The organism is Streptomyces angustmyceticus, from assembly GCF_040701845.1.
GTDB lineage: Bacteria > Actinomycetota > Actinomycetes > Streptomycetales > Streptomycetaceae > Streptomyces > Streptomyces angustmyceticus_A.
In genome coordinates, this window is sequence record NZ_JBFBHQ010000021.1 from 38,915 (window position 1) to 54,781 (window position 15,867).

The following is a 15,867-nucleotide window of genomic DNA, read 5'->3' on the forward strand; positions in this document are numbered from 1 at the left end:
TGAAGGCCACGCCTTGTGACGGGTGGTCGCATCCCGGGGCGGGCCACCGGGCGGCCGAACGGGTGGAGGTTCGGCCCGGCGGGTGAGTCTCGTCGGGGTGGGTGTCGGAGGGGACGGGGGTGGTCCGGGGCGTCGGTCGGGTCAGGGGCGCGAGGGAGGGCCGGGCGGCTCAGCCTCGTAGGCGTTCGACGGCCTTGAGGACCTCGCCGGTGCCGTCCTCGGCGGCGAGACGGTGGGCGGCCACGGTGGCGCGGCGGCGGCGTTCGGGGCCGGCGGTGGCCTGGGTGAGGGCGTGGGCCAGGCGGTCGGCGGCGTTGCCGGCGGACAGCTCGGGGAAGGGGATCGGGGCGGTGGCCGCGCCCAGGGCGGCCAGGCGGTGGGCCCAGAAGGGCTGGTCGGCGGTGACCGGGACCGGGACGGTGGGGACGCCCGCGCGCAGGCCCGCGGCGGCGGTGCCGGCGCCGCAGTGGTGCACCACGGCGGCCGTCCGGGGGAAGAGCAGGGCGTGCGGGACGTCGCCGAGGGTGAGGACGTCGGGGTGGTCCGTTGCGTGGCGGGCGGTCAGCCCGGCCCAGCCGGACTGGAGGATGCCGCGGAGCCCGGCCCGGCGCAGGGCGCGTACCGCGAGGTCGCCGAGGCGCTCGCCGTCGCCGGCCGCCATGCTGCCGAACCCGATGAAGACCGGGGGCGGGCCGGCGGCGAGGAAGTCCTCGACGGCGGGCGGGAGTTGGGCGTCCGGCGCATGCCAGGGCCACCAGTTGCCGACCACGTCCAGGCCGGGACGCCAGTCCGCGGGGCGGGGCACCAGGACCTCGCTGAAGCCGTGCAGGACCGGCCGGCCGGCGGCTTCGGCGCGGCGCCGGAGGGTGCGGGGGGTGGCGGGCGGCAGGCCGAGGCGGGCCCGGAGGGCGGCCGTCGCGTCGGCGTAGAGGCGGTCGATGATGCGGAGCGAGAGGCGGCCGGCGGCACGGTTGCCCCAGCGGCCCAGCGAGCGGCCGCCGCTGACGACCGGGGCGAAGTCGCCGGTGGGGGCGCCGGGCACCAGCGGCAGGTCCAGGAAGGGGATGTCCAGCGCCTCGGCGAGGTGGTGGCCGAGCGGCGCGGTGGTGGCGGAGAGCAGGAGGAGGCCGGTGTCGTCGTGGGCGGCGTCGGCCATTCCGCTGCCGAGTTCGTCGATGAAGGCGGCGGCCCGGCGCATGAGGGCGCGTCCGCCGCCGGGGCCCGCGGGCTGCGCCGGTCCGGCGGGGTCGGGGCGGTGTGCGCGGGGGTCGGCCGGCAGGGGGCGGAACTCCAGGCCGGCGGCGCGGACCAGGCCGGCGTAGGTGTCGTGGGTGGCGAGGACGACCTCGTGGCCGGCCGCGCGGAGCCGGGCGCCCACGCCGGTGTACGGGGCGACGTCGCCGTACGATCCGGCGGCGGTGATGAGGATCTTCTGGTGCATGGGTCGGTCCGCCTTTCGGGCAGGGGGATGCAGGGGCGGGTGGGGGTGGACGGGCCGCCGGCTTCAGGGTGGTCAGGGGTGCGCCGTGCGCGCCTCGGGCGGCGTCGTGGGGGCCGATGGCCGCGTCGTGCGAGCCCGGGGCGGCGCCGCACGGGCCTCTCGGGGCGGCGCCGGACGGACCTCGTACGGCACCTGCGGGCCCCGGACGGCCGCGGGTTGAGTCCGGGTCAGGCCTCGTGGGGCGCGGAGGAGTGGCGTACGGCGTTGGCGTGGACGGCCGTGTGCAGGTACGCGGCGAGGCCGGGGCGTTGTTCGGTGGCCGGGACGACCAGGGCGAAGGCGCGGGGGTCGGTGACGAAGCCGTCGGCGATCCGGCCGTGCACGTCGGTGGGGCAGGGGGTGAACCAGCGGGCGACGTGCCGGCGGTGCTCCTCGGCGAGGTCCATGGCGCGTGCGCCGTCCGCGGGCTCCCCGGCGTCGAAGGCGGCGGTGAGCCGCCGGCGCCACGCGGCGGCCTCGGCCATGATCGCGGCCCAGTCCTCCTTGGAGTGCGCGGCGGCCCGTGCCATCGAGTGCTGGTAGCTCTCGCGGTGCTGCCACTTCAGATGGGCCTGGGTGGCGTAGGTGAGGTCGAAGGTCACCTCGCCGAAGACCTCGAACCGCTCCTCGGGGGTCAGCTCCACGCCGGTCTGCTGGACCTCCATGGCGTGTTCGGCGACCTCGACCAGCCGTTGCAGGGCGGCGATCTGGTCGGTGAGGAGGCGGTGCCGGGCGCGGAGGTGGTCGAGGGCGTTGGCCTGCGGGTCCGCCAGGATGGTGGCGATCTCGTCGAGGGGGAAGCCGAGTTCCCGGTAGAAGAGGATCTGCTGCAGCCGGGCGAGGTCGGCGTCGCTGTAGAGGCGGTAGCCGGCGGGGCTGCGGTCGCCGGGGGAGAGCAGCCCGGCCTCGTCGTAGTGGTGCAGGGTCCGCACCGTGATCCCCGCGAAGCGGGAGACCTGCCCGACCGAGTAGCTCATCGCAGTGCCCTTCGTCCCGTCATGTCCGGCCGGCCCGTCCCTTCCCGATGGTGTCACCGGTGGCGGGGCGGCCGTTCCCCAGGCTGGGGCCTGACGTGGCGTGAGGGTCAAGCGCGGTGCGGTACGGGCGGGGGCCGCGGCGGGCCGACGGGGCGGGGGCCCGCCCCGCCCGGCTCACCTGTCCGGATACCGGTCCTGCAGCACCGAGTTCACCAGTGCCTGGACGTCCTCGCGGTCCAGGCCCTCCGTGCGGGCCCGGTCCATCCAGGAGCGCAGTTCCTCGCGCAGCAGGGCGTCCGCCGCGGACTCGGGGCGGGCGAGGGTGCGGCTGACGAAGGTGCCGAGGCCGGGGCGCGGTTCGACCAGGCCCTCGCGCTCCAGTTCGCGGTACGCCTTGAGGGTCGTATTGGGGTTGACCTTGGTCGCCGCGGCGACCTGCGCGGCGGTCGGCAGCCGGTCGCCCTCCACCAGGATGCCCAACCGCAGTGCCTGCTGGACCTGTTGGACGATCTGGAGGTAGGTGGCGACACCGCTGCGACGGTCGATGCGGAACTCGACGGCGCTCACCACCTCTCTGCTTCTTCCGTCGGTGCCGGCCGGTGTGCCGCCGGCACCGTGCTGCCCGACCGCTTGATGATCGGGCTGGTCGTGCCGGGTGTCAAAGCGCCGCCCGGGGCGTTCCCCGTACGGGAGGTGCCCGCGGGCAGGCGCCCGCGCCGCCCGCCGCGCGCCGTCCCGTTCAGAGCGGCCGCCGCTGTGCCCGCCACACGACGCAGCCGAGGACCACGGCCGCCAGTGCCAGCAGGATGCCCGCGCCCAGCCACTGCATCCCCGCCATCTGCCCGTAGTCGAAGTACTGGGTCACCCGGTTGACGATGTCCAGCCTGGCCCGGCACGCCCCGGTGTCGCCGGTGGTGCAGGTGCCGTAGCCGTAGAGCCTGCCGTCCGCGGTGGACACCCAGTCGTCGATCCGTACGGAACCGGCCGGCAGCCGGGGGCCGTCGCCGTGGTACGGGTAGCTGACGCTGCGCAGCGGGCCCAGCGCCGGGCGCACCTTTTCGCCCCAGACCAGGGCGGTGACGGCGGCGAGCACGGCGGTGGCCGCCATCGCCGCCGTCACCCGCCTGATCAGCGTGCCGAGGGCGATGCCGCAGGCGGCCAGGAACAGGGTCTTGGCGACCGGGACCGGTCCGGTGGTGTCGAAGGCGCCGCTCTGCATCCAGTCGCCGTCGCCGACCAGGGCGTGGGCCGGTGACCACAGCCAGGTGAAGGCGGCCGACAGCAGGGCGGAGCACACCACGACGAGGGCCAGCGGCAGGCCGAGCGTGGCGGCGATCCAGCGGCCGCGGCTCACCGACTGGGTGGTGACCAGCTTGACGGTGCCGTGCTCCTGCTCGCTCGCGATCAGCGGCGCGCCGAGGAAGATCCCGGCGAGTACCGGCAGCAGCTCCAGGACCTGGATGTCGTTGTCGAACATCGCGCCGAAGCTGTTCTGGAAGTCCGTGGCCACCCGCCCTCCGGCCGGCGCCGAGGCGCCGTGGGCGTGCAGGAAGTCCATCAGGCCGAGGCGCTGGTAGGCGAAGGTGGCACAGCCCGCGACGGTGATCAGCAGTGCGGCGCGCAGCAGGGCGCGGTGCCGGTGCCAGACCAGCCAGGGCAGGCCGTGCAGCAGGCCGCGGCGGGCGGGGGGCGCCGGGGCGGCGGCGTCCGCCGTCCCGGCCGGTGCGCCGGCGGCGCGGGTCCGGGTCACGCGGCGGCCTCCCGCGGGCCGTCGATCCGGGCCTCGTCCGCGATCAGGGTGGGGGCCCCGGGCGAGCGCAGGTAGGCCAGCAGGACCTCCTCCAGGCTCGGGGAGAGCGTTTCCCAGGTGTCGCCGAGGGGGCCGTGCGGCCGGACCAGGGCGCTGAACTGCCGCCCGCTGACCCGGGATTCGACCACGGTGTGCCGCTGGAGCAGCTCCGCCGGTACTCCGCCGTCGCCGTCGGCCACGCCCGTCACCAGCAGGTGCGCGGGCACCAGCTCCTCGGTCTGGCCGGCCATCCGCAGCCGGCCCTCGGTGAGGACGAGGAGGTAGTCGCACATGACCTCCATCTCGGCGAGCATGTGGGACGACATCAGGACCGTCGTGCCGTGCTCGGCGGCCTCGGCCATCAGCAGCCCGGACAGCTCGTGCCGGGCGAGCGGGTCGAGGTCGGACATCGGCTCGTCGAGCAGCAGCAGCTCGGGCCGCTTGCCGAAGGCGAGGGCGAAGGCGACGCGGGTGCGCTGGCCGCCCGAGAGGGTGCCGATCCGCGCGTCGAGCGGCACGTTCCCCGACCGGACGATCCGCTCGGCCAGCGCCTGGTCCCAGCGCGGGTTGAGCTCGCGGCCCAGGCGCAGGGTCTCGGCGACGGTGAAGCGCGGGTAGAGGGGCTTGTCCTGCGCGAGGAAGGCGACCCGCTGGAGGACGGCCGGGTCGGAGACCGGGACGCCGAACAGCTTCAGCGTGCCGGTGGTCGGCTGCACCAGCCGGGTCGCGGTGCCCAGGAAGGTGCTCTTGCCCGCGCCGTTGGGGCCGACGAGGGCGCAGATGTGGCCGGCGGGGAGCCGGAAGGAGCAGTCTCGCAGCGCCCAGCCGCGGCGGTACTGCTTCCCCAGTCCTTCGGCCTCGATGGCCCACGGGCTCGGGTCGCTCACCCGGATCCCCCCTTTAGCTAGTTGATTAGTGGAATGAGTATGGAGAGCGGCCGGGAGGCGTGTCAACAATGGGTCGCGGGGGCGGTGGGGAGGGGCGGTGGCACCGGCGGGGCCGCGGGGCGCCGACAGCCCCCTCAGCCGGCCGCGACCAGCGACTTCGCCATGCACCGGCTGTCGTCGTAGGTCCGGTACAGTCCGAACTTCTCGACGAGGACGTAGCCGCTGGAGGCGTACAGCGACAGTGCCTCGGGCTGCTCGGTGCCGGTCTCCAGGACCATGCGGGAGCGTCCCGCGGCCCGTGCGTCCGCTTCCAGGGCGGCCAGGATCCGCCGGGCCAGGCCCCGCCCGCGCGCCTCGGCGACCACGAACATCCGCTTGATCTCGGCGTCGCCGGCCGCGTAGCCCTCCGCGGACTCCTCCTGGCGCCGCCATCCGCCGGTGGCCAGCGGGCGGGCGCCGTCGTAGGCGATCAGGTACGTACCGTGCGGAGGGGTGAACATCGCCGGGTCCAGCGGGGTGATGTCGCCCTCGCCGTAGCGGCGGACGTACTCCTGCTGCACCAGTGCGTCCAGCGCCACCGCGTCGGGGTGGTCGTAGCGGACGGTACGTATCTCCATTCCGGAAATCGTACGGGTGAGCGGGCGCCCGGCGCCACGAGGTCCGGGGATGGGTATCGTGCCGGGATGCTCACCGTGACCACCGTGAATGTGAACGGCCTGCGGGCCGCCGCCAAGAAGGGCTTCGTGCCGTGGCTGGCGGAGACCGAGGCCGATGTGCTGTGCCTGCAGGAGGTGCGGGCGGAGACCGCCCAGCTCCCCGACGAGGTGCGTGAGCCCGCGGGGTGGCACACCGTGCACGCCCCGGCGGCGGCCAAGGGCCGGGCCGGGGTCTCGCTCTGCACCCGGCGGGAGCCGGAGCGGGTCCGGGTGGGCTTCGGGTCGGCGGAGTTCGACGACAGCGGGCGCTACGTCGAGGCGGACCTGCCCGGCGTGACCGTCGCCAGCCTCTACCTGCCCTCCGGTGAGGTCGGCACCGAGCGGCAGGACGAGAAGGAACGCTTCCTGGCGGAGTTCCTGCCCTACCTCACCGGCCTGCGCGAGCGGGCCGCGGCGGACGGCCGCGAGGTGGTGGTGTGCGGTGACTGGAACATCGCCCACCAGGAGGCCGACCTGAAGAACTGGAAGGCCAACCGGAAGAAGTCCGGCTTCCTCCCGGAGGAGCGGGCCTGGCTGACCGACGTCCTCGACGAACAGCGCGGCGGCTACGTGGACGTCGTCCGCAGCCTGCACCCGGACACCGAGGGCCCGTACTCGTGGTGGTCCTACCGGGGCCGCGCCTTCGACAACGACGCGGGCTGGCGCATCGACTACCAGATGGCCACCCCCGGCCTCGCCCGGCGCGCGGTGAAGGCCTGGGTGGAACGCGCGGCCGCCTACGACCGGCGCTGGAGCGATCATGCGCCGGTGACGGTGGTCTACGGGGACTGAGCCGGGGCGGCCCGTGGTCCGTGCGGCCGAGGCCCGCCCGCCCGGCCGGCGTCACTCGCCTTCGCGGTCCTGCCCGGGCAGCCAGCGTGCCAGCTCCGCCCGGACGCGGCGGTCCATGGCCATGGAGAGTTCGGCCTCGACCACGCCCTTGGTCAGCGGGCGGAGCTTCTCGATGGTCTCGGCGATGCGGTCGACCTCGTGGGGGCCGGGGGTCTCGCCCGCCGGGGCGCGGCCGAGGACGTCGGGCAGGATGTGGGCGCGGATGAGGGTGGCGAAGAGGTCGGCGAGGGCGTCGGCGTGGGCGCGCACCTGACGGCCGGCTTCGAGGACGGCGGCCAGCGGGACGCCCCGGTCGACGAGTTCGGTGGAGGCGTCCAGCAGGCGGCGGCTGATGTGGACGAACTCGTCGCCGTCGACGGCGAGGTAGCCGATGTCCAGGGACGCGGTGAGGTTCTCGGCGGTGATGTCCTTGCTGAAGTGGTCGGCGAGCTCCTCGGGGGTGAGGCGGACCGGGGTCTCCTCGGACCAGGGCGGGACGAGGGGGTGCTCCAGGCCGAGGAGTTCGCCCACGTCGCGACCGGTGTCGAAGGCCGAGAGGAGTTCCGCGATGCCGCCGAGGGTGTGGCCGCGTTCCAGGAGGGCGCCGATGGTGCGCAGGCGGGCCAGGTGGTGCTCGTTGTACCAGGCGATCCGGCCCTCGCGGCGCGGCGGCGGGATGAGCTTGCGCTCGCGGTAGAAGCGCAGCGTACGGACGGTGATACCGGCTTCCCGGGCCAGCTCGGGCATGCGGAATTCGCGGGCGGGGGAGGGTGCGTCGGGTGCCGTGCGCGCGTCCTGGGGGTTCTCGTTCGCTGCCACGGGTTCAGCCTATGCCGGGGGTACGGCGCCGGGCCGGTGGGCAACTGGCGGTAACTTCCTGCCGCCCGACCCCTACCGCTCGGTACGCCGCTGCCCTTACGCTCCCATTGCGCCAGTGATTACTGGCGTGATTGACGGAGGGCGGCCGTGGCGCCGGATGTCACGGCATCGAAGATGGCAGGGAACGACGTCGGACTCGGGAGGCGGCGGGATGGCCGAGCGCGAGCGCAGGCATGTGCGGGTTGCGGTGATCGGATCGGGCTTCGGTGGTCTGGGCGCGGCCGTCCGGCTGCGACGCCAGGGGATCACCGACTTCGTGATCCTGGAACGGGCCGGTGCGGTGGGCGGCACCTGGCGGGACAACACCTATCCGGGATGCGCGTGCGATGTGCCCTCGCACCTGTACTCCTTCTCCTTCGCGCCCAACCCGCAGTGGCCGCGCAACTTCTCCGGGCAGCCGCACATCCGCGCCTACCTGGAGCGGGTCGCCGACACCTTCGGGCTGCGCGAGCACCTTCGCTTCCATGCCGAAGTGCTCAGCATGCGCTGGGACGCACAGGCGCTGCACTGGGAGGTGGAGACCGCCGACGGGCCGCTGAGCGCCGACGTCGTGGTGTCCGCGACCGGGCCGCTGTCGGACCCCAAGATCCCGGCGATCCCGGGGCTGGACACCTTCCCCGGCACGGTCGCGCACTCCGCCCGCTGGGACCACGACACCGACCTGCGCGGCAAGCGCGTCGCCATGATCGGAACCGGCGCCTCGGCGATCCAGATCGTGCCGGCCGTCCAGCCGGACGTGGCGCGCCTCACCCTCTTCCAGCGCACCCCGCCCTGGGTGCTGCCGCGCGCCGACCGCAGGATCACCGCGGCCGAGAAGTGGCTGCACGGCACGTTCCCCGCGACCCGTGCCGCGCGCCGCGGGCTGCTCTGGGGCATCAGGGAGATGCAGGTCAGCGCCTTCACCAAGCGCCCCGACCAGCTGGGTCTGATCGAGTTCCTGGCCAGGAACCATCTGAAGAAGGCCATCAAGGACCCGGGGCTGCGGGCCGCGCTGACCCCCGACTACCGCATCGGCTGCAAGCGGATCCTGCTCTCCAACACCTACTACCCGGCGCTCGCGCAGCCCAATGTGGACGTGGTCACCTCGGGCCTGAAGGAGGTGCGCGGGAGCACCCTGGTGGCGGCCGACGGGAGCGAGGCGGAGGCCGACGCGATCGTCTTCGGCACCGGCTTCCATGTGACGGACATGCCGATCGCGCAGCGGGTGACCGGCGCCAACGGGACGACGCTCGCCGAGGAGTGGAAGGACGGCATGGCCGCGCTGCGCGGGGCCAGCGCGGCCGGCTTCCCCAACTTCCTCACCATCATCGGGCCCAACACCGGCCTCGGGAACAGCTCGATGATCCTGATGATCGAGGCGCAGCTCAACTACCTGGCCGACTACCTGCGCCAGCTGGACGTCCTCGGCGGGAAGATCGCACTCGACGCCCGGCCCTCCGCCGTCCAGGAGTGGAACCGCGCCATCCAGCAGCGGATGACGCGCACGGTGTGGAGCCGCGGTGGCTGCGACAGCTGGTACCTGGACGCCAACGGCCGCAACACCACCGTCTGGCCGGGCACGACGTCGGAGTTCAAGAAGGCCACCCGGCAGGTCGACCTCGCGGAGTACGAGGTGCTGCGGCCACCGGCCGGCCCGCCCGCGGACCGGACCGCCCCACCGCGCGCGGAGGCGGCCGCATGAGCCGCCGCCCCGGACACGTCACCACCGGTCCCTACGCCCCGCCGGTGCCGCACACCACGCTCCCCGTCACCTCGGCCGACGGCGCCCGGCTCCACGCCGAGGTGCACGGACCGAAGGACGCGCCGGCCGTCGTCCTGGCGCACGGCTGGACCTGCTCGACCGCCTTCTGGGCACCGGTCGTCCGCGAGCTGGCCGCCGACCACCGGGTGGTGCTCTACGACCAGCGCGGCCACGGCCGCAGCCCCGCCGCCGGCCCGGCCGGCCACAGCACCTCCGCCCTCGCCGACGACTTCGTCGCCGTACTGGACGCGACCCTGCGGCCGGGCGAACGCGCCGTGGTGGGCGGCCACTCCATGGGCGGCATGACGATCATGGCCGCCGCCGAGCGGCCGCAGCTGCGCGAGCGGGCCGCCGCCGCGCTGCTGTGCAGCACCGGAAGCGCCGATCTGGCCGCCGAATCACGGGTGTTCCCGCTGCGCAGCCCGCAGGGCCGGCGCCGGGCGCACCGGCTGCTGCTGCACGCGCGGGCGCCGCTCGGCCCCGTGTCGCCGCTCGCCAGGAGCGCCCTGCGGTACGCCACCATGGGCCCCGGCGCCACCGCCGAGCAGATCGAGGCCTGTGCGCGCATCGTGCACGCCTGCCCGCCCGGGGTGCGGGCCCGCTGGGGCAGGGTGCTGTCCGGGCTCGAACTGACCGGCGGGGCCGCCGGGTTGGCGCTGCCGACCGCGGTGATCGCGGGCACCGCCGACCGGCTCACCCCGCTCGTGCACGCCCGCCGGCTGGCCTCCGTCCTGCCCGACTGCCGCGGCCTGACCGAGCTGCCGGGCCTGGGCCACATGACGCCGATCGAGGACCCCGCGGCGGTCGCCGGCCGGCTGCGCGCCCTCGTCGAGGACCACCTGCGGGCGGCCGGCGCCGGAGCCGGAAGCGGCGCCGGGGAGGACGCGGCGGCCCAAGTCCCCCGCTCCGCACGGCAGAAGAAGGAGAAGACGGCATGAGGACGAGCAGGAACCTGACGGGACAGGTCGTCGTCGTCACCGGCGCGGCCCGCGGCGTGGGCGCGCTGCTGGCCAGGAAGCTGTCGGCGCGCGGGGCGACGCTGGCGCTGGTCGGCCTGGAGCCGGACGAGCTGCGGGGCGTCGCCGCCTCGCTGCACGGCCCGGCACACCACTGGCACGCCGATGTCACCGACCACGAGGCGATGGCCCGGGTCGCGGGCGAGGTCAAGGACCGCTTCGGGAAGGTCGATGTGGTCGTCGCCAACGCCGGGGTGGCGACCGGCGGCCCGTTCGCCGACTCCGACCCGGTGGCCTGGCGGCGGGTCATCGAGGTCAACCTCATCGGCGGCGCGGTCACCGGCCGCGCCTTCCTCCCCGCCCTCGCGGCCTCCCGCGGCTACTTCCTGCAGATCGCCTCGCTGGCCGCGATCACACCGGCGCCGATGATGACCGCCTACTGCGCCTCCAAGTCGGGCGTCGAGGCGTTCGCGCACAGCCTGCGCGCCGAGGTCGGCCACAAGGGCGTACGGGTCGGGGTCGGCTACCTCAGCTGGACCGACACCGACATGGTGCGCGGCGCCGACCAGGACGCCGTCATGCGCGAGCTGCGCTCCCGGCTGCCGTGGCCCTCGAACCGGACCTATCCGCTGGGCCCGGCCGTCGACCGGATCGTGGCGGGCGTCGAGCGCCGCTCCGCGCACGTCTACGGACAGTGGTGGCTGCGCGGGATGCAGTCGCTGCGCGGGTATCTGCCCTCGCTCGTCGGGACGGTGGGCCAGCGGGAGATGCGGCGCTTCGGGGACCGGCTGGACGGCATGCGGGTCGGCCTGGTGGGGGCCGGCGGGGAGGCGGACGAGAAGGCGCGGGCGGACCGGTGACCCGGGCGGGAGCCGTCCCGCCAACTGCCCCGCGCGCCGTCCCGCGAGGCCCGGAGAGCCGCTCCCGAGCAGGCGGGGAGCGATCTTCGGGCCTTACGGAGCGTAGTCAACCGTGATCGAAATGCGAGCAATGTCCGGGCGTGTCACGCTGAACGGGGCCCAACCCCCCTACACCCCACTAGGAGTGAACAGCATGGGCATCAAGGACCAGTTCCAGGACAAGGCCAACGAGCTCAAGAACCAGGCGCAGAACGCCCGGAGCGACGCTCGCGAGCAGGGCCAGGACCGCGGCCAGCGCGACCACGAGCGCGGCGGCCAGCGCCAGGACCAGGACCGCCGTCAGGGCGGCCAGGAGCGTGGCGCCCAGCCGCGCGAGCGCGGCCAGCAGGGCCGTCAGCCCGCTCAGGACGCGATGGACGCCGCCGAGGGCCGCTTCCAGAGCTGAACAGGCTCGTCCTGAACCTCACGTGCGGCGGCGTACGCGTCTTGCGTGAAGGGGCGCACCCGGTCGACAGGGTGCGCCCCACCGCCGTGTCAGCTCACGACCTTGAGCTTCGTCGGCCAGCCGTACCGGCCGGCCTCGCCGAAGAGGTCGTCGATGTGGGCCGGGCTCAGCTTGATGCAGCCCAGTGAGCGGTAGTCGTCGGGGCCGTCCCAGCGATACGGGTTGTCCTGGCCGGGCCGGGCGGCCGCCTGGCTGCCCTCGGGCCACATCTCGCTGTGCACGAACAGCTCGGCGCGCGTGGTCCGGCCGTCCTGGCACACCTTGTCCTGGACGTGGATCACCTTCCCGTTGACCCCGTGGTCCCCGCCGTTGTAGTGCGCGTCGTGGGCCAGCACCTGGTAGGTGCCGTTCGGCAGCCAGCCCTGCGAACCGGCGCACTCGTCCGTGCCGTTGGGGCCGGCGTCGCCGGAGCCCGCGCGGTACTTGGCGAGCACCGTGTCGCGGGCGTCGGGGACGCTCGCCATCAGGTAGAGCGCCGACTTGCCCGGGTCGCTCTGGTTCTTGTTGAAGGAGAGGTAGGTGCCGTCGGCCGCGGCGGCCCCGGCGGTCCGGCCGGACGCCGGCTGGGCGGCCAGCGCGGGGGCGGCCTGGGAGGCGGACAGGCCGCCGGTCAGAGCCAGTGCGGCGGTCAGCGGAACGAACCGTCGACGGATTCCCATCGGTGTATCTCCGTGCAGGTGGGGGGCGTTGGCGGGGCCCGTGCACAGGCCCCGGCCGGGAAGAGTACGTCCCTCATGTGAGGGGCTCGTGACAGCGCGGCGCTCGGCCGCCCCGCACAGGCATCCGACGTCCGGGCAGGTCACAGGGGGTAGGGGTGGTGCGCGAAGGAGGGGCGGACGCCGTCCGGAGAGGCCGCGGCCGCGCCGGTGGACGGTTCAGGCGCCGGCCGCCTCCGAGGTGCCCTCGTCGCGCGGCGGCAGCGGGGGCCGCCGCCGGTCCGGCACGTCCGACAGGTCCGGGGGTTTCGCCGCCGGATGCCGCTCCAGCAGCTCCAGCACCGTGCGCACCGCGACGCCCAGTTGGGGATGCCGGCCCTCGGCCCAGTGCAGCGGGGAGCGCAGCGCCTCGATGTCGACCTCGACGCCGTGGTTCTCCACGCCCCAGCCGTAGAGCCGGAACCACGCGGCGTTCATCGGCACGGTGATCGCGGTGCCGTCGGCGAGCCGGTGCCGGCCGGTCATCCCGACCACCCCGCCCCAGGTGCGCATGCCGACCACCGGCCCGATGCCCAGCAGTTTGAAGGCCGCGGTGATCATGTCGCCGTCGGACGAGGTCATCTCGTCGGCGACGGCCACGACCGGGCCGCGCGGGGCGTTGCTGGTGTACGAGACGGGCTCGGCGTCGCGGGTCAGGTCCCAGCCCATGATCGTGCGGGTCAGCTTCTCGATCACCAGCTCGGAGATGTTGCCACCGGCGTTGCCCCGGACGTCCACGATCAGCGCGGGCCGGGAGACCTCCATCCGCAGATCGCGGTTGAACTGCGCCCAGCCGGAGCCGCCCATGTCGGGGATGTGCAGATAGCCGCACCGGCCGCCGCTCAACTCCCGCACCACGGCGCGGCGTTTGGCCACCCAGTCCTGGTAGCGCAGCGGCCGTTCGTCGACCAGCGGGACCACCGCGACCCGGCGCGGCGGGCCCTCGCCCTCCGGCGGGGCGAAGGTCAGCTCCACGGTGGTGCCGCCGGCCGCGGCCAGCAGCGGGTACGGCCCGGCCACAGGGTCCACCGGGCGGCCGTCGACATGGGTGAGCGCCGCCCCCTCGCGGATGCCCGTGCCGGCCAGCGGGGAGCGGGCCCGGGAGTCCGAGGACTCGCCGGGCAGGATCCGGGTGACCACCCAACGGCCGTCGCGCCACACCAGGTTGGCGCCGAGCAGGCCCATGGCGCGCTGGTAGTGCGGCGGGCCCTCGTTGCGCCGGGCGCCCGTGACGTAGGCGTGCGAGGTGCCCAGTTCGCCCATCACCTCGCGCAGCAGATCGGCGAACTCGTCGGGGGAGGCGACCCGTTCGAGCAGCGGCCGGTACTGCGCCAGCACCCCGTCCCAGTCGATGCCGCACATCCGCGGGTCCCAGAAGTAGGTCCGGGCGATCCGGCCCGCCTCGTCGAACGCCTGGCGCCACTCGGCCACCGGATCGACGTCGTGCAGGATGCGCCGCAGGTCCAGGAAGACCGTCGAGTCGCTGTCCGGCGTCTCGGTCGCGGGCACCGCGCGCAGCTCGCCCTCGTCGTTGACGACCAGCCGCGTGCCGTCGCCGCTGAGCGCGAACCCGTCCAGCGAGCTGGTGAGTTCGGTGCGCCGTGCCTTGGTCAGATCGAAGTGCTCCAGGGTGGGCCGGCCCGAGGTGTCGGCCGGGTTGGCGAAGGTCTCGCCCAGCGCGCCGGAGATCGGCCAGCGCAGCCAGACCAGCCCGCCGCCGCTGACCGGCTCCAGGGAGGAGTACTTGGACGCCGCCACCGGGAACGGGGTGACGCGGTTCTCCAGCCCCTCGACCTCGACCAGCACCGGCCCCTCGTCCGACGGCGGCGGGATCTCGTCCGGGTCCAGCCCGCCCGCCGCGGGCCGCCCCTCGGGGGACAGCGCGAAGGGGGAGGGGGTCGCCGACGACAGCGGTACGAGATAGGGGCGGCAGCCCAGCGGGAACGACAGATCGCCGGTGTGCACGTCGTAGACCGGGTCGAACCCGCGCCAGGACAGGAACGCCAGGTAGCGGCCGTCGCGGGTGAACACCGGCTGCTCGTCCTCGAACCGGCCGTTGGTGACGTCCACGATGTGCCGGTCGGCGAGCCGGGCCATCTTGATCTGCCGCAGGGTGCGGCCGATGCCGGGGTGCGACCAGGTCAGCCAGCGCGAGTCGGGGGAGAACGCCAGGTCGCGGACGGGTCCGTTGGCGGAGTGGATCAGCTCGGTGACGCCGGCGGCGCGCTCCTCCTCGTCCGCCCCCTCCTCCGGCCGGGCGGTGTCCACCAGCAGCAGCCGGCCGTCGTGGGAGGCCACCGCCACCCGTTCCCCGTCCGGTGCGGAGGTCATCTCGTGGACCCGGCCCAGCTCACCGGCGGCCAGCCGGCGCGGTGCGCCCGGCGCGCCGGCCCGCGGCAGGTTGGTGATCTCTATGGCGTCCTCGCCCTCGGCGTCGGTGAGGTAGGCGACCCGGCCGGTGGAGCCCAGCATGACGGGGAGCCGGACGCGTATGCCCGGGGTGTCGTGGATGGTGCGGGCCGGGCCGTCGCGGTGGGTGAGCCAGTACAGGCTGCCGCGGACGCCGACCGCGCTGGCCCGCCCGGTGGTGTCCACCGCGAGCGCGGTGACGTGCGAGGCGGCCGGGACCTGGTAGGTCCGCCGGCCGGCCCGGGGACCGCCCAGCCGCACGGTCAGCTTGCGCGGCACGGCGTCCGGGCCCAGGTCGTCGATCAGCCAGAGGTCGCCGGCGCACTGGTAGACGATGCGCGAGCCGTCGCTTGCGGCGTGCCGGGCGTAGAAGTCGGTGTGGTCGGTGTGCCGGCGCAGATCGGTGCTGTCGGGCAGGCAGGAGTAGACGTTGCCGATGCCCTCGTGGTCGGAGAGGAAGGCGATCCGGCCGCCGACGAACATCACCGAGTCGAGGTGCCCGTACAGGTCCGGCATCAGCCGGGTGCCGTGCAGCCACATCCGGCCCATCGCGCCGCCCCGGTAGCGCTTCCAGGAGGCGGGCTCGTGCGGCGGCTTCCCGCTGAGCAGCAGGGTGCGGCGCTCCCCTTCGACGTCGGCGACCGCGATGTCGGAGACCGGGCCCCAGGGCAGTTGGCCGCCGGGGCTGCCGTCGGTGGGCACGCTGTAGGCCCACGAGTAGTACGAGAACGGCTGGCCGTGCGAGGAGACCGCGAGGACGTGCGCCTGGCCCTCGTGGTCGGGCGGCGTCCAGCCGCAGACCCGGGCGTCGGTGCTGCCCCAGTACGTCAGCCGGCGGGCCGGGCCGCCGCCGACCGGCGCGAGGTGGACCTCCGGGTCGAGGCTGCGCCAGGTGGTGAAGGCGATGTGGGTGCCGTCGGGGGAGAAGCGGGGGTGGCCGACGCGGGTGCGGTCGACGGTCAGCCGCCAGGCGCGGCCGGGCTCCTGGTCCTCGGGGGCGAGCGGGGCGATCCAGAGGTCGTCCTCGGCGGCGAAACAGAGCAGGTCGCCGTGGAGATGCGGATAGCGCAGGTAGGCGGCGCCGGACGCCCCCGGCGGGTCCGTGGTGGGCGGCTCCCGGCGCAGCCGCCCGCGGGCCTTGGCGGGGTCCGACTCCGGGCGCG

14 protein-coding genes are annotated in these 15,867 nt (G+C 74.6%); 5 read left to right on the top strand and 9 right to left on the bottom strand.

Going from position 1 to position 15,867, the window contains the following annotated elements; all coding sequences use genetic code 11:
• Window positions 1-169 precede the first annotated feature (169 nt).
• The 6 genes from AB0411_RS29355 to AB0411_RS29380 form a co-directional block, all read right to left on the bottom strand.
• Window positions 170-1,441: a glycosyltransferase gene (locus AB0411_RS29355; RefSeq protein WP_366420298.1), complete on the bottom strand. Its 1,272-nt coding sequence runs from the start codon at window positions 1,439-1,441 to the stop codon at window positions 170-172.
• A 227-nt stretch (window positions 1,442-1,668) separates the two neighbouring features.
• Complete coding sequence (locus tag AB0411_RS29360; RefSeq protein ID WP_366420299.1) at window positions 1,669-2,457, bottom strand: MerR family transcriptional regulator; 789 nt, start codon at window positions 2,455-2,457, stop codon at window positions 1,669-1,671.
• A 174-nt stretch (window positions 2,458-2,631) separates the two neighbouring features.
• The gene (locus AB0411_RS29365) at window positions 2,632-3,027 is read right to left on the bottom strand and encodes a GntR family transcriptional regulator (RefSeq protein WP_366420300.1); all 396 of its coding nucleotides are present in this window, start codon (window positions 3,025-3,027) and stop codon (window positions 2,632-2,634) included.
• Between the two features lie 169 nt (window positions 3,028-3,196).
• Window positions 3,197-4,207 (bottom strand): ABC transporter permease, encoded by a 1,011-nt coding sequence (locus tag AB0411_RS29370; RefSeq protein WP_366420301.1) that lies wholly within the window; start codon window positions 4,205-4,207, stop codon window positions 3,197-3,199.
• Complete coding sequence (locus AB0411_RS29375; RefSeq protein ID WP_366420302.1) at window positions 4,204-5,133, bottom strand: ABC transporter ATP-binding protein; 930 nt, start codon at window positions 5,131-5,133, stop codon at window positions 4,204-4,206. Before AB0411_RS29375 ends, AB0411_RS29370 begins: the two co-directional genes overlap by 4 nt.
• Before the next feature lie 134 nt (window positions 5,134-5,267).
• Complete coding sequence (locus AB0411_RS29380; protein ID WP_366420303.1) at window positions 5,268-5,750, bottom strand: GNAT family N-acetyltransferase; 483 nt, start codon at window positions 5,748-5,750, stop codon at window positions 5,268-5,270.
• A 66-nt stretch (window positions 5,751-5,816) separates the two neighbouring features.
• Here AB0411_RS29380 and AB0411_RS29385 point away from each other — a divergent pair, with 66 nt between their 5' ends.
• On the top strand, window positions 5,817-6,620 hold the full coding sequence (locus tag AB0411_RS29385; RefSeq protein ID WP_366420304.1) for an exodeoxyribonuclease III: 804 nt from the start codon (window positions 5,817-5,819) through the stop codon (window positions 6,618-6,620).
• A 51-nt stretch (window positions 6,621-6,671) separates the two neighbouring features.
• Here AB0411_RS29385 and AB0411_RS29390 read toward each other — a convergent pair whose 3' ends face one another.
• On the bottom strand, window positions 6,672-7,478 hold the full coding sequence (locus AB0411_RS29390) for a MerR family transcriptional regulator (RefSeq protein ID WP_403150016.1): 807 nt from the start codon (window positions 7,476-7,478) through the stop codon (window positions 6,672-6,674).
• Between the two features lie 211 nt (window positions 7,479-7,689).
• Here AB0411_RS29390 and AB0411_RS29395 point away from each other — a divergent pair, with 211 nt between their 5' ends.
• The 4 genes from AB0411_RS29395 to AB0411_RS29410 all read left to right on the top strand — a co-directional run bounded on the left by AB0411_RS29395 (window position 7,690) and on the right by AB0411_RS29410 (window position 11,540).
• Window positions 7,690-9,219, top strand: coding sequence for a flavin-containing monooxygenase (locus AB0411_RS29395; protein WP_366420305.1), 1,530 nt, complete (start codon window positions 7,690-7,692; stop codon window positions 9,217-9,219).
• Entirely contained in the window at window positions 9,216-10,217 is a 1,002-nt protein-coding gene (locus AB0411_RS29400; protein ID WP_366420306.1) for an alpha/beta fold hydrolase, read from the top strand. The genes AB0411_RS29395 and AB0411_RS29400 overlap by 4 nt, the downstream gene beginning before the upstream one ends.
• Window positions 10,214-11,095 (top strand): SDR family oxidoreductase, encoded by an 882-nt coding sequence (locus AB0411_RS29405; protein WP_366420307.1) that lies wholly within the window; start codon window positions 10,214-10,216, stop codon window positions 11,093-11,095. Before AB0411_RS29400 ends, AB0411_RS29405 begins: the two co-directional genes overlap by 4 nt.
• Before the next feature lie 193 nt (window positions 11,096-11,288).
• Window positions 11,289-11,540: a hypothetical protein gene (locus AB0411_RS29410; RefSeq protein WP_366420308.1), complete on the top strand. Its 252-nt coding sequence runs from the start codon at window positions 11,289-11,291 to the stop codon at window positions 11,538-11,540.
• Between the two features lie 89 nt (window positions 11,541-11,629).
• Here the strand turns inward: AB0411_RS29410 and AB0411_RS29415 are convergent, their stop codons facing one another.
• Window positions 11,630-12,259, bottom strand: a complete 630-nt coding sequence (locus tag AB0411_RS29415; protein ID WP_366420309.1) for a hypothetical protein — start codon at window positions 12,257-12,259, stop codon at window positions 11,630-11,632.
• Window positions 12,260-12,475: 216 nt separating this feature from the next.
• Complete coding sequence (locus AB0411_RS29420) at window positions 12,476-15,829, bottom strand: S41 family peptidase (RefSeq protein WP_366420363.1); 3,354 nt, start codon at window positions 15,827-15,829, stop codon at window positions 12,476-12,478.
• Window positions 15,830-15,867 lie beyond the last annotated feature (38 nt).

Excerpts from the sequence above, each read along its gene's own strand:
- AB0411_RS29355 (WP_366420298.1), bottom strand. The coding sequence starts at position 1,441 with ATGCACCAGAAGATCCTCATCACCGCCGCCGGATCGTACGGCGACGTC.
- AB0411_RS29360 (WP_366420299.1), bottom strand. The coding sequence starts at position 2,457 with ATGAGCTACTCGGTCGGGCAGGTCTCCCGCTTCGCGGGGATCACGGTG.
- AB0411_RS29380 (WP_366420303.1), bottom strand. The coding sequence starts at position 5,750 with ATGGAGATACGTACCGTCCGCTACGACCACCCCGACGCGGTGGCGCTG.
- AB0411_RS29385 (WP_366420304.1), top strand. The coding sequence starts at position 5,817 with ATGCTCACCGTGACCACCGTGAATGTGAACGGCCTGCGGGCCGCCGCC.
- AB0411_RS29395 (WP_366420305.1), top strand. The coding sequence starts at position 7,690 with ATGGCCGAGCGCGAGCGCAGGCATGTGCGGGTTGCGGTGATCGGATCG.
- AB0411_RS29400 (WP_366420306.1), top strand. The coding sequence starts at position 9,216 with ATGAGCCGCCGCCCCGGACACGTCACCACCGGTCCCTACGCCCCGCCG.
- AB0411_RS29405 (WP_366420307.1), top strand. The coding sequence starts at position 10,214 with ATGAGGACGAGCAGGAACCTGACGGGACAGGTCGTCGTCGTCACCGGC.
- AB0411_RS29410 (WP_366420308.1), top strand. The coding sequence starts at position 11,289 with ATGGGCATCAAGGACCAGTTCCAGGACAAGGCCAACGAGCTCAAGAAC.
- AB0411_RS29415 (WP_366420309.1), bottom strand. The coding sequence starts at position 12,259 with ATGGGAATCCGTCGACGGTTCGTTCCGCTGACCGCCGCACTGGCTCTG.